This is a genomic window from Sutcliffiella sp. NPDC057660 (assembly GCF_042800035.1).
Lineage (GTDB): Bacteria > Bacillota > Bacilli > Bacillales > Bacillaceae_I > Sutcliffiella_A.
The window spans coordinates 103,677-116,035 of the sequence record NZ_JBHVHV010000003.1 but is presented as its reverse complement, the minus strand read 5'-3'; the positions used below and the strand labels follow the sequence as shown (position 1 = coordinate 116,035).

Annotated in this window: 11 protein-coding genes; 1 reads left to right on the top strand and 10 read right to left on the bottom strand. The window is 45.0% G+C overall.

The features are described 5' to 3' along the window. Nucleotides 1-201: 201 nt before the first annotated feature. Nucleotides 202-1,077, top strand: coding sequence for an NAD(P)-dependent oxidoreductase (locus ACFVAD_RS03845; protein ID WP_386636279.1), 876 nt, complete (start codon nucleotides 202-204; stop codon nucleotides 1,075-1,077). A gap of 37 nt (nucleotides 1,078-1,114) precedes the next feature. On the opposite strand, the gene hutG is transcribed toward ACFVAD_RS03845, so the two are convergent. From hutG to ACFVAD_RS03795, 10 genes are all read right to left on the bottom strand, one after another. Then, complete coding sequence (hutG, locus tag ACFVAD_RS03840) at nucleotides 1,115-2,056, bottom strand: formimidoylglutamase (protein WP_386636601.1); 942 nt, start codon at nucleotides 2,054-2,056, stop codon at nucleotides 1,115-1,117. A 10-nt stretch (nucleotides 2,057-2,066) separates the two neighbouring features. Beyond that, nucleotides 2,067-3,326 (bottom strand): imidazolonepropionase, encoded by a 1,260-nt coding sequence (gene hutI, locus ACFVAD_RS03835; protein ID WP_386636277.1) that lies wholly within the window; start codon nucleotides 3,324-3,326, stop codon nucleotides 2,067-2,069. A 3-nt stretch (nucleotides 3,327-3,329) separates the two neighbouring features. Then, nucleotides 3,330-4,994, bottom strand: coding sequence for a urocanate hydratase (gene hutU, locus ACFVAD_RS03830; protein ID WP_386636275.1), 1,665 nt, complete (start codon nucleotides 4,992-4,994; stop codon nucleotides 3,330-3,332). 115 nt (nucleotides 4,995-5,109) lie between these two features. Continuing rightward, on the bottom strand, nucleotides 5,110-6,609 hold the full coding sequence (gene hutH / locus ACFVAD_RS03825) for a histidine ammonia-lyase (RefSeq protein WP_386636273.1): 1,500 nt from the start codon (nucleotides 6,607-6,609) through the stop codon (nucleotides 5,110-5,112). A gap of 119 nt (nucleotides 6,610-6,728) precedes the next feature. Beyond that, entirely contained in the window at nucleotides 6,729-7,169 is a 441-nt protein-coding gene (hutP, locus tag ACFVAD_RS03820) for a histidine utilization transcription antiterminator HutP (protein ID WP_386636271.1), read from the bottom strand. A gap of 81 nt (nucleotides 7,170-7,250) precedes the next feature. Further along, nucleotides 7,251-7,865, bottom strand: coding sequence for a hypothetical protein (locus ACFVAD_RS03815; RefSeq protein ID WP_386636269.1), 615 nt, complete (start codon nucleotides 7,863-7,865; stop codon nucleotides 7,251-7,253). 28 nt (nucleotides 7,866-7,893) lie between these two features. Then, nucleotides 7,894-8,679: an SDR family oxidoreductase gene (locus ACFVAD_RS03810; protein ID WP_386636267.1), complete on the bottom strand. Its 786-nt coding sequence runs from the start codon at nucleotides 8,677-8,679 to the stop codon at nucleotides 7,894-7,896. A gap of 163 nt (nucleotides 8,680-8,842) precedes the next feature. Further along, on the bottom strand, nucleotides 8,843-9,145 hold the full coding sequence (locus ACFVAD_RS03805) for an ArsR/SmtB family transcription factor (protein WP_386636265.1): 303 nt from the start codon (nucleotides 9,143-9,145) through the stop codon (nucleotides 8,843-8,845). Between the two features lie 70 nt (nucleotides 9,146-9,215). Further along, nucleotides 9,216-9,995, bottom strand: a complete 780-nt coding sequence (locus ACFVAD_RS03800) for an SDR family NAD(P)-dependent oxidoreductase (protein WP_386636263.1) — start codon at nucleotides 9,993-9,995, stop codon at nucleotides 9,216-9,218. Between the two features lie 179 nt (nucleotides 9,996-10,174). After that, complete coding sequence (locus ACFVAD_RS03795) at nucleotides 10,175-12,286, bottom strand: RNA polymerase sigma factor (protein WP_386636261.1); 2,112 nt, start codon at nucleotides 12,284-12,286, stop codon at nucleotides 10,175-10,177. Between the last annotated feature and the right edge of the window lie 73 nt (nucleotides 12,287-12,359).

Sequence of the window (12,359 nt, the reverse complement as noted above, 5' to 3'; positions counted from 1 at the left end):
TAAATATTATAACAAATTAAATATAATCACACATTACAACTCTCTCACCACATCCAAAAAGCGTATTTCTATTATTAAATGGCTAATTTCCACAAGATTTAAACTATACCAATATAGCCCGAAACCACACATTTGGTATAATAATAAAACAATGATTATAAAAATTTAAATAGGGGGCCAGACCCCGGGAGGAATTTGAACATGAATGTAGAAGCGAAAAAGGTTGCGTTTATTGGAACTGGTGTGATGGGGCGCAGCATGGCAGGCCATTTGATTAGTAGAGGGTATGATGTGGTTGTGTATACACGTTCTAGGGAGAAGGCGGAGGCTCTTTTGGCACAGGGGGCCAGTTGGGCAGGAAGTCCTGGTGAGGCTGTTAGGGAAGCGGACTATGTAATTACGATGGTCGGATATCCCAAGGATGTAGAGGAAGTGTATTTCGGTGAAGAAGGGATTCTTGCAAATGCTAAAAGTGGGTCATTTGTCATCGATATGACCACTTCCACCCCGACCCTTGCGAAGCAGATCTTTCTTGAAGCAAAGGAGCGTCAACTTCATAGCTTGGATGCCCCGGTTTCCGGTGGGGATATTGGTGCCAGGGAAGCAAGACTGACGATTATGGTTGGAGGAGACAAATCTTCCTTTGAATCATGTCTTCCAGTCTTTGAGGCAATGGGATCAAACATCATCCATCAGGGTGGTGCCGGAGCCGGGCAGCATACCAAAATGTGCAATCAAATTGCCATCGCTACAAACATGATCGGAGTTTGTGAGGCGCTTGCCTACGCAGAAGCAGCAGGTTTGAATCCGGAAGATGTACTGAAGAGCATTTCTAGCGGGGCGGCAGGGAGCTGGTCACTAAGTAATCTTGCTCCAAGAATCATTGCCGATAATTTTGAACCGGGGTTTTTCGTCAAGCACTTCATCAAAGATATGGAGATCGCACTGGATGAAGCGGAGCGGATGGGCTTAGATGTACCGGGATTGGCACTGGCGAAGGAAATGTATGTGAAATTATCGCAAAGCGGAGAAGAAAACAGCGGTACTCAAGCGTTGTATAAATTGTGGAAGAAGTAATTGCGAAAAGCTTTGGCCAACAACGGCCAAAGCTTTTTTACTTAGATTTACGCCCACGCATAAACTCAAGAAGACAAAACACAGCCACGCGAGTCGTCATATCCCTAAAATCAATGGTTGGATCAATTTCCACCATATCAAGGCCACACACCTTCTCATGCTTCCCCAATAGATGGATGGCCTCTAAAAGCTGATTACTTGTCAACCCACCCGGTCCTATCGCTGGGCAGCCCGGTGCAAATGCCTGATCAAGTACATCAATATCGACGGATACATAGATATGATCCACTTTTTCCTCCAGGTATTGAATGGCAGACTTCATAACTTGAGCGATTCCCTGTTTTTTCACATCAGCCATCGAGAAGATTGTCACGCCCTGTTCACGTGCATACTGGTGGTAAAATGCACTGTTGGAATAATTTCTAATCCCGATCTGGACAAGATGCTCCCCTTTCAGAAGATCGGCTTCCAGCAATCTTCTGAAAGGAGTACCATTTGTCGGTCCCCCGTCCTCTGTATTGCGGAGATCATGATGCGCATCAAATTGGATGACACCAACCGCCCCTTTTTTTCCTGAAAGACCTTTGAGCGTGGAATAGGTGATGGAGTGATCTCCTCCAATAAAAATTGGAAGGCATGATGGATGCGCATCCATCAAGCACGATACCGCCTCTTCTATCCTGCGGTAGGATTCCTCCACAAGGGTGGCATGCATGACGATATCTCCCATATCAGACAGCTTTGGCGATGAAAGTAGCTCAGTCTCATCTTCTACAGCATAAGTGGAGTAAGACTGCAGCAACCTTCGAAACACGCCAGGCGTAAAGCTTGCACCTGAATGACTGATGGAAGGCTTGGAAAGAGGCACTCCAATCAGTGCGAGTCCCTCCACCGCCTTCTTCCCGTCCCACGACTGCAGAAGCTCCGCTGCCTTCGGATAATTCCGGTCCACAAATGCCGGTCCACCTGCTTTTTGCATGTAAGGAAGCCTATTCAAGATAGGCACCTCCCTTTGCTACCTCAAGGCCATTTTGGAAAACGGTATGCACATGATTCACCCCATAATGATAAGGAACGTATTGATAGTTCAGGGCGTTCCATACCACTACATCCGCTTTTCGACCGACCTTAAGTCTGCCGGACACATCGTCCTTATGAATGGCTTTAGCTGCATTGACCGTTACAGCGTTCCAGATCTCTTCACATGTCATCTTCAGCTTGAGCATGGCAAGATTCATGATGAATTGGATGTTTTCCGTTGGAGAGCTTCCAGGATTAAAGTCTGTCGCAAGCGCAACCGCTCCCCCTCCATTTATGATTTGACGCGCTTTGGCATAGGAATCTTTATTCAGATAAAAGGTAGTTCCTGGTAAGAGAACAGCTACCGTATCAGAGTTGCCGAACATTTCCACCGCTTGGTCCGACGCTGCGATAAGATGATCAGCGGAGGCTGCTCCAAGAATAATGGCCAGCTCCGTTCCGCCTAAAGAGACTATTTCATCCGCATGAATTTTCACCGCAAAGCCCGTCTCTTTGGCTAGTTCGAGGAATTTTTTTGATTGCTCGATTGTAAAGACGCCTTCCTCACAGAAAATATCCACAAACTCGGCGAGTTCTTTTTCTTTTATTTCCTGAAAGAGCTCTGACATTTCGAGAAGAAATGCGTCCGGGTTTTCCTTGTACTCCTTAGGTATCGCATGTGCGCCCAAAAACGTGGAGGCGATCTCCATGTTTGTGTCTTCTTTCAGCTTTTTCACTACCTCCAGCTGTTTCAATTCAGCATGCTTCTCCAAACCATAGCCGCTTTTTGCTTCTACTGTGGTGATGCCATAGCTGATCAATCTTTTAAGATGGAAAGTCGCTTTCTCATACAAATCTTCAAAGCTTGCATTTCGTGTAGCCTCTACGGTGGAGTGGATGCCCCCACCCTGCTTAAGGATTTCCAAGTATGGCACACCTTGTTGTTTTAATGCGATTTCATGCTCCCTTGATCCCCCGAAAACGAGATGGGTGTGTGGATCAACCAGTCCTGGTGTGACGAGCAGCCCCTGGCAATCTAGCACTTTTGAGCTTTCCAGACCTTCTGCTTCCACGGATGTGCCGATAAATGCTATGATGCCGTCCTTCCAGCCGATCGCCCCATTTTTAATATGTGGCAAATAACCCATCTGTTCTCCTTTGGCATGTGCGGAGTCATGATCCATTGTCAGAAGTTGGCCGCAATTGATTAAGAGAGTGTCAAGCTGCATTTTTTATTCACTCTCCTTCAACATTGGTATGTGAACACCTTTTTCTTTCGCCACTTTTTTGGCAAGCTCATATCCAGCGTCTGCATGACGGACTACACCCATCCCCGGATCGGAGGTTAATACTCGATCAAGTCTTCTTGCGGCCGCTTCCGTTCCATCGGCGACTATTACCATTCCTGCGTGGAGGGAGTATCCCATTCCGACCCCTCCGCCGTGATGGACGGATACCCAGCTCGCACCATTCACTCCATTGATAAGGGCGTTTAAAATCGGCCAGTCCGCCACTGCATCACTGCCATCGAGCATTGCTTCCGTTTCCCGGTTCGGCGATGCCACTGAGCCGCAGTCAAGATGATCGCGTCCAATGACAATCGGTGCAGACAGTTCCCCACTTGCTACCATCTCGTTGATGATTTTGCCGAAACGGGCCCGTTCTCCATATCCAAGCCAGCAGATACGGGAAGGCAGCCCTTGGAATGCCACCTTTTCCCGCGCCATTTTAATCCAGTTGCATAGGTGGTCATTATCCGCAAACTCCCTTAATATCACTTCATCCGTTTTATAGATGTCCTCCGGGTCTCCCGAAAGCGCCACCCAGCGGAACGGACCTTTACCTTCACAGAATTGAGGACGGATAAAGGCTGGCACAAACCCAGGGAAGTCAAAGGCGTCCTTCACTCCCTCGTCAAAAGCGACCTGGCGGATGTTATTCCCATAATCAAATGTGATTGCACCTTTTTCCTGAAGCTCAAGCATCGACTTGACATGAATGGCCATGCTTTCCTTCGCAAGCTTCACCAGTTTCTCAGACTCGGAGCTTCTGAGCGAGCACGCCTCTGTCAAAGTCATACCAACAGGGATATAGCCATTTAGCGGATCGTGGGCAGATGTCTGGTCTGTTAAAAGATCAGGTGTGAATCCCTTCGAAACAAGCTGTGGCAGGATTTCTGCCGCATTCCCTAAAAGCCCGATGGATAATGGCTTGCCTGCAGCCTTATACTCTTCAGCTTTTTTGATTGCCTCATCCAGGTTTGTCATTTTCACATCGCTATATCTCGTTTCAATGCGTCGGTCGATGCGGTGTTCATCCACCTCAATCGCAATACATACTCCGCCATTCATGGTTACTGCCAATGGCTGAGCCCCGCCCATTCCTCCAAGTCCGGCAGTAACAGTGATGGTGCCTTTAAGCGTATTGTTGAAATGTTGCTTTGCCGCTTCCGCAAAGGTTTCATAGGTACCCTGGAGAATCCCCTGTGTCCCGATGTAAATCCAGCTTCCGGCTGTCATTTGCCCATACATCATTAGGCCCTTCTTATCCAGCTCATGGAAGTGCTCCCAATTTGCCCATTTAGGGACCAGGTTTGAATTGGCCAAAAGTACGCGCGGGGCATCTTCATGACTGCGAAATACTGCAACAGGCTTACCAGATTGGATAAGAAGCGTTTCATCATTCTTCAATTCCTTCAAGGAGGCGACTATCGCATCAAAACTTTCCCAATTTCGTGCTGCTTTCCCTATTCCTCCGTACACCACAAGCTCACTCGGAATCTCTGCAACCTCAGGATCCAAATTGTTCATCAGCATCCGCAGCGCAGCCTCCTGCACCCAACCCTTCGTATTCAACTCACTCCCACGAGGTGCTCTGATTACATTTACTTTTTCCATCCTTCTTCATCCTCCCGTTTACTAGATTGTTATTTTGTATATATCACCTTAAAAGGTTTTGAAATTTACTGTACTAAAAAAAATTTTATGTTGGGGCCAGACCCCAGCAGGAATTTCACGCTCCGCACAGTACACTCCCCCGATGTTGCATCCATTCGGTGAGGGCTTCGATGTCCTTGGAGAAGATGCGGTCTTCGATGATGCTTGGTACGATGCCTCTTCCTTCCTGGTGCCATTTTTGCATGAGTGGGGCAGCAAGGTGAACTCCTCGGTATTCCACAGCTTGCATGGCGCACATCCATTCGATGGCCAGGACTCTCCTGACATTTGCTATGATCTGATGGGCGTGTCTTGCTCCAATGGTACCCATGCTTACATGATCTTCCTGATTCGCCGATGACGGAATGGAGTCCACACTTGCCGGATGAGCCAAGGTTTTGTTCTCCGACACCAGGGAAGCAGCACAATACTGCATGATCATGGCTCCCGATTGAAGCCCCGGCTTGGCACTAAGAAATGGCGGCAAGTCGTTCAATTGGGGATTTACCAATCGTTCTATCCGACGCTCTGATATATTGGCAAGCTCCGCCATTCCTAGTTTCAGGAAATCCATTGCGAATGCAATCGGCTGTCCGTGAAAGTTTCCACCTGAGATGACTTTTTCACCGTCACCAAAAATCAGAGGATTATCTGTCGCTGCATTCATTTCAATCTCAAGCTTCTCCTTCACATAGCCGAGGACCTGCCATGAGGCCCCATGCACCTGAGGGATGCACCTTAGTGAATACGCATCCTGAACACGCTTTTGGCCCTGACTTGTTACGAGCTTGCTCCCATGTAAAAGGGTTCTGATTCTTGCAGCCACTTCCACCTGTTCCGGATAACCCCTTACAAGATGCACATCTTCGTCCAATGCATCGACAATCCCTTCCAAACCTTCGAATGTCAGCGCGGCAATTGACTCCGCCTGAAATGCAAGCTTCTCAGCCTCTAGATATGCCACCACCCCGACAGCCGTCATTGCCTGGGTTCCATTAATGAGTGCCAGACCCTCTTTTGCCTTCAACTCAAGGGGTACGATCCCTTTTTTAGCCAATACAACACTCGTATGAACCTTTTCGCCATGATAAAACACTTCTCCTTCTCCTAGCAGTGTCAATGCAAGATGGGATAGGGGAGCCAGATCTCCACTAGCCCCTAGAGAGCCTTGCTGAGGGACGACCGGATGGATTCCCTCATTTACATACTCCAGCAGGCGTTCAATGATAACTGGCCTTACACCCGAAAAGCCCTTCAATAATGCATTTGCACGAAGGACAAGCATCGCTCTTCCAATCACTTCAGAAAAAGCTTCCCCAACCCCGCAAGCATGGGAATGGATAAGATGCTTCTGCAATATTTCAGTTTCTTCAACCGGGATAAGCACATCACTGAATTTCCCAAATCCAGTCGTAATTCCGTACACCACTTGACCTTCCAGCACTATATTCTCCACAGCCGCCCTGCTTCCGACTACCCGCTGCATCGCTTCCTTACAAGGCGCCACCTTCTCCTTATCAAACAAAATCGCCTTCATTTTCTCCAAAGTCAACGACTGCCCATTTAATATAATCACATGAATCATTCCTCTCTCTAATCAATAAAAATACAAAAGAGGGCCGCACTTTAACAAACGTTAAACGTTCATTAAAGTACAGCCCCCTATAAATCAGCAACTATGGGCATAGTTTCTATTTAAATGTGATTGATGCCAAGTCCAATTGTCTCATGCTCCGATCCTCGCACTGGAGCACCAATTGTCCCATAAAGCGCAACTGCAATCCAGTCGCCCTCTTCCACCTCTTCATACGGGTTTCCCCTTACCACTGCAAACCGAAGACCAACTGTACGCATCACTGAACCAAGCTGAACCTGACCGCGTGTTACGCCGCTTAAGGCATCCATGATAGCATGGTAGAGAGCATGTGTTTCCCTATAGCCATCGGATTTGATGATTCCTTCCCTTTTGGCTGCCGTTTCTATAGCAGCTACCACCTTTTGGGAATCCATTGAGCCAACTTTTCCTAAACATGTACTCCATTGCTCCGGAAGAGTAAAAATAAATTCATCCTTTTCCGTACTCATCGAGAGCAGCACGGCAAACTTTCCAATTCTGCGTTCTATAGCTAAGACCATCTGCATTTTCCTCAATACTGAAAATTTTCTAATAACTATCAACTAGTTTAAGTTTAAAATTGAATAAGCTTTCCTGTCAAGTTATAGATTTTCATATTCTTTATGAATCATAAAATATTGCAGTCCTTTTGTAGAAGCTAGAGCCAGTTCCTTGTTTTCCTTTGCCAAAGCAAAATTTTTCTTATTCTTGGCTCTCTCTGTTTCAATCACATGATTCATCCAGTCCTTTTTGAGACTTCCTTTCAACTCTTCCACCTTTGCATCATCTTTTTCCATAGCGGCAATGGCGGCAAGGACATAATTTTTCATATCCTGCTGGTCGATTAATTCAACCTCTTCTTTAGCCCTTACGATATTTCCGGCACGCAAATAATACTGAGCCCGGAATATTGCAGTCTTTTTACCCTTCCACTTCTTTTCAAGGTCTTCCAGCTGCTTTTTCGCTTCAGGCAGATTTCCGTTCGCGAGCTCCAAAATGAAGCCGTAGTATGGCTCATGCCTTTTCTTTTGCAGGTACTTTTCTATTCTTACCACATCTCTTGAAAGAAACATGAATCGGATGTCCTGAAAAGATAAAGCAAAGAATGCAACAACAAGAAGTGCGACAAAAATCCAGAAATTAAAGGCAATATTCATGAACCCAAGAACAATTCCAATCGCAAAACCGATGACTATAAGCAGTAATAAATGTTTCATCTATTTCTATTTTCCCTTCTCTTCACCGTTAGATCGATTTGACCATCCCGCCATCCACAAGGAAGGAGCTTCCGGTCATATAGCTGTTCGCATCAGATACAAGGAAGGTAACGACCTTTGCGAACTCTTCCGGCTCCCCGTATCGACCAAGGGGAATTGTATTTTTCATTTTCTCTTCCATTTCACCCTTTGTGATTCCTTGTTTTTCCGCGTTGACTTCATCCAGAAACGCAACTCGGTCCGTAGCTATTCTGCCTGGTGCCACCGTGTTAATGAGGATACGGTCCTTCGCCAGCTCACTAGCCAACGTTTTCGTCATTCCGACAATCCCTGTCCGGAACGTATTGGATAAAAGCAAACCCGGAATCGGCTCTTTGATAGACGATGACGCTATATTGATAATCTTCCCGCCATTTTTCTTCAGATGTGGCAGTGCCTCGCGAATCATTCTCACATAGCTTAATAGGTTCAATTCAAAAGATTGCTGCCACTGCTCATCTGTTATCTGCTCAAACGTACCGGCAGGGGGACCACCAGCGTTATTTATTAGGATGTCCAATTGCCCAAAAGAATCAACTGTATGCTGCACGGCTTGTTTAATTTGATCAGGTTGCGTGATATCTGTCCGGATATACCTCACCTTACCGCCCTGCAGATTTTCGAGTTCAGTTTGAACCTCATTCAGTTTTTCTTCATTCCGGCTTGCAAGTACGACATTCATCCCTTCTTTCACAAAAACTGTGGCAATCGCTTTGCCCAACCCTTGGCTCGATGCCATTACAAGTGCTGTTTTACCTTCAAGATTCAATTCCATATGTACACGTCCTTTCAAAATATGTATCTACTTTATTATAGCGCTTACTTTATCCGGTGTAACGTATTTGATTACTCAGATAAGGAAGTAATATCGATGGTGGTGTTATATGAAAAATAAAAGAACCGCAATCTAAAATCGCGGTTCTTTCCAAGTAGACAATTTATAAACATTCCTTTTCCACCAACTCGATCAGTTTTTTCAGCATGTTGACCGAGGTATCGAGGGTCAGGGAATAAATCCGCTGTGTCCCCTTCTGTTCAATGGAAACCAGCTTATTGTCTCTTAATATTTTCAAATGGTGGGAGATTGCCGGCCTTGATAACCGGGAAGACTCCGCGATTTCATTTACGGTAAGTGATTCCTGTTCAGCAAGCAGAAGGATGATATCCTGTCTCGCTTCATCGGCTAGCACCTGAAATAAAGGGATACAATCCCGGAAAGTTTGAATAGCACTTTGATTCATAGTCCAACACCTTCATCCTGCATCTTTGCCTATAGTATACCAAGAAACTGGCAGCTTCGGACATTATCTTCTATTTTTTTGCCTGCACGCTCCGGACAATATTGGTTACTGCTTCTCTTGGAAGGAACCGGATCAGTTTGGTAAGGAATTTGTTCTGCATCCCTGGCACAACAATAACTTTTCCCTTTTTGAACTCCCGGTATGCCACTTGCGCAACAATTTCCGCAGATGACAAGGATCCGTCGAACAGCTTGGATTTACCTAGATCTGCCCTGTCACCAAAGCCTGTTTCAGTAGGTCCCGGACATAATGCAGACACTGTAATATTCGTTCCCTTCACTTCATTTGCCAATGCTTCTGAAAAGGAGAGAACAAATGCTTTCGTCGCATAATATACGGCCATAAACGGTCCGGGCATAAAAGCAGCAACAGATGCCACATTCAGAATGCCACCACGGTCCCTCTCAAGCATCCCTGGTAAAAACAATTTGGAGAGAAGTGTAAGGCTTCGAACATTCAAGTCAATCATTCCGAGTTCGTCTTTTACATCCGTCGTCACGAAATCCCCAAATAATCCATATCCTGCATTGTTTACAAGTACATCTACCTTTACATTTTCGTCCTTCAGCTCTTGTGCCAATTGATGAATGGCATCCTCATTGGATATGTCCTTAGCTTTCACTTTCACCTCGACCGCGTATTTCTCCCTAAGCTCTGCTGCCAGCATTTCCAACTTATCCACACTTCTCGCTACTAAAATCAAGGAATACTTATCTTTCGCAAAATGGTACGCAAGCTCTTTACCTATGCCATTTGAAGCACCTGTAATTAATACTGTTTGATTATTCATCTATTTATCTTCCTTTCCGTTCGTATAATTAAATGTTTAAACATTTAAACATAATATACATAATTTTATCCAACCTGTAAACTTTGAAGTGTTTCCAAATTTTTTCATGCCATTAACCATGCCTCATCCCTTACAAAACGGAACAACCGGTTAAAAGGATAACCGGTTGTTTCAGTTTTCTACTCCTCTTCAAACAGCGGAATTCTTAATTCGCCTTCATCAAACATGTATACATTATAGGCACCTTCTGCCTTAAGAGTGACTTTTTCAATCTCGTTCTGGATGCCTCTAGGGAATATCTCCGCATTAAACAGCTCAAATTCTCCTTCTATGTCTGGAGGTATGTGATTACCCATATAATGCAACTCCAGATACTCCCCGTTTTCTCCGACTACATTCCAATTGAATTGCTTTTCACTTTTGCCCTTATTTTTAACTGCATTTATTAGGATTTGATAGCTTTTGTCTTCATCCCCATTCTCTTTATGCCTTACAGTCAAATCCTTCAGAGTCAACCCTTCCAGTTCAATATTTAGTGGTTTATTTTCAGCTTCCTCCAAAGGGAGGGAAAGTGAGACAAATGAAGGCTCGTTGTAATGAATATTCCTGACATCGGCGAAGTAAGGGCCATTCGCCGATGTTTTTCCGAGATTTTCATATTTTTCATAGTCATAATGATAAAGGGAGTAGTCCTGGGTGATCAATTCACCTGGTGTCCATTCCATCATTTGAGAGTGAAAGTAGAGTGGAACCATATATTGACCTTCCTGATTTAGCAATTGAATGTCAGCGTAGGCGTTTTGATAGCGTTCCAGAACAGGATCAGCATCTTTTGTTTCCTTCAAAAGGTTTTCCAGCCGCCTCTTTTCTTCTTCCTTCAATCTAACATGGTAAGTCAATCGGCTTCCATGCTTTCCATAGATCATCTTGAGGAACTCTACCTCTATCTTTCCATCAATCTCCTTAATTTCATTCAATTCCACTACTTTAAGATTATCCTCCACTTTGTCATACCTAATGGGTACTTCTAAGTCCCAATTGCCTGGAATGCCATGCATTCTGCTAAAATTGAATTTAAGGACAAACTTATCCGGCAGCTTATCCTCCTCTACAGCCTTGATAACAAATGATTGGCGCTCATCTTCTTCCTGGTCTGTTTCATTCCCCTGCGGTGTATAGAACATGCTGCCTAACGGCTGAGACACTTCAATCGGATATTTCTTTCCTTTTTCATCGATAAGCTCCACTGCATTGAGCTCGTATATATCAAAATCCATAAAATTAGGAATGATTTGATCTTTCCTTTTAGCCTCATAATAGACCACCATATGTAAAGGATCGATATCCACACTTGTCACTTCAAACGACACATCTTCATCTGTTGCCTTATACGTACCTTCCGTCCAGACGTTGTAGATGGTGCCATACTCTATGTACGTGGCCACTTTATTCGCCAAAGGCTTCAGGTTAGGTACCACGATAGCCCCAATCATGAAGACTGCAGCCATGATCCCTATCACACCAAGCTGGTATTTCCAGGTGCGGTGCTTTGGCACTTTTTTTGCATATGGAGTAAGTTTGTTCAGTACTCTCCTATTGAAATCCTCTTCCAGTTTCGGTGAATGGATGACGTCCTCCAAGCCTCTTTTCTCCGCTTTCAAGCTTATCAGGACTTCTCGACAGGAAGGGCAGAACTCCAGATGGTCCTCAAATTCTTCTTTTTCCTCTTCCTTAAGGTCTTCATCAAAATATTGAATAAGCTCTTCGAAAGAAAGGCATTCTTCATTGCCAGTCTCCGCATCAAACTCCAGCAGTCTTCCTCTTATAGCCTTAAGTGATTGCTGATATCTCCCTTTGATGTCCTCTACCTGTTCATCCAGGAACACTGCAAGCTTTTCAGGTGTTTCTGCAAGAGCATGGTGAAGCAGGAATTCAAAGCGGTTGTTGCTCTCAAGATTTGCAATCGCTTCTTCTATCTCAAGAAAACGAGGATTGTAGAATTGGATATAGTCCTCTGGGGTGGTTTTCCTGGAAGAAGCCACCTCCGATTTGATAAGTGTGAGTGTCTGGCGGTAAAGCCAATCGGAAAAGAACTCCTTCTCTTCATACTGGGCTAGCCTTTCATAGGCCGCAATAAAACTGTTTTCCACCAATCTCTCCGCTTCGCCCTCGGAACCTACCATCCTGAGAGTTACGCCATACAATCTGTTTTTATATCGTTCAATGATAGAATCATAGGCATCCTTGTTGCCGTCTAAAATACTTTTAACCTTCACTGTCTCCTCGATCATTCCATCTTCCACCCTTTTAAATAGTTCTCGGTGACTTTTTTATCTCTCAATCCATTATACCATTCCCTTCCTT

Bases quoted from the DNA above. Each gene is read 5' to 3' on its own strand.
- ACFVAD_RS03810 (WP_386636267.1), bottom strand. From the start codon at position 8,679: ATGGAATTGAATCTTGAAGGTAAAACAGCACTTGTAATGGCATCGAGC.
- ACFVAD_RS03795 (WP_386636261.1), bottom strand. From the start codon at position 12,286: ATGATCGAGGAGACAGTGAAGGTTAAAAGTATTTTAGACGGCAACAAG.
- hutU (WP_386636275.1), bottom strand. From the start codon at position 4,994: ATGGAAAAAGTAAATGTAATCAGAGCACCTCGTGGGAGTGAGTTGAAT.
- ACFVAD_RS03815 (WP_386636269.1), bottom strand. From the start codon at position 7,865: ATGAAACATTTATTACTGCTTATAGTCATCGGTTTTGCGATTGGAATT.
- ACFVAD_RS03800 (WP_386636263.1), bottom strand. From the start codon at position 9,995: ATGAATAATCAAACAGTATTAATTACAGGTGCTTCAAATGGCATAGGT.
- ACFVAD_RS03845 (WP_386636279.1), top strand. From the start codon at position 202: ATGAATGTAGAAGCGAAAAAGGTTGCGTTTATTGGAACTGGTGTGATG.
- hutI (WP_386636277.1), bottom strand. From the start codon at position 3,326: ATGCAGCTTGACACTCTCTTAATCAATTGCGGCCAACTTCTGACAATG.
- hutG (WP_386636601.1), bottom strand. From the start codon at position 2,056: ATGCAAAAAGCAGGTGGACCGGCATTTGTGGACCGGAATTATCCGAAG.
- ACFVAD_RS03805 (WP_386636265.1), bottom strand. From the start codon at position 9,145: ATGAATCAAAGTGCTATTCAAACTTTCCGGGATTGTATCCCTTTATTT.
- hutP (WP_386636271.1), bottom strand. From the start codon at position 7,169: ATGGTCTTAGCTATAGAACGCAGAATTGGAAAGTTTGCCGTGCTGCTC.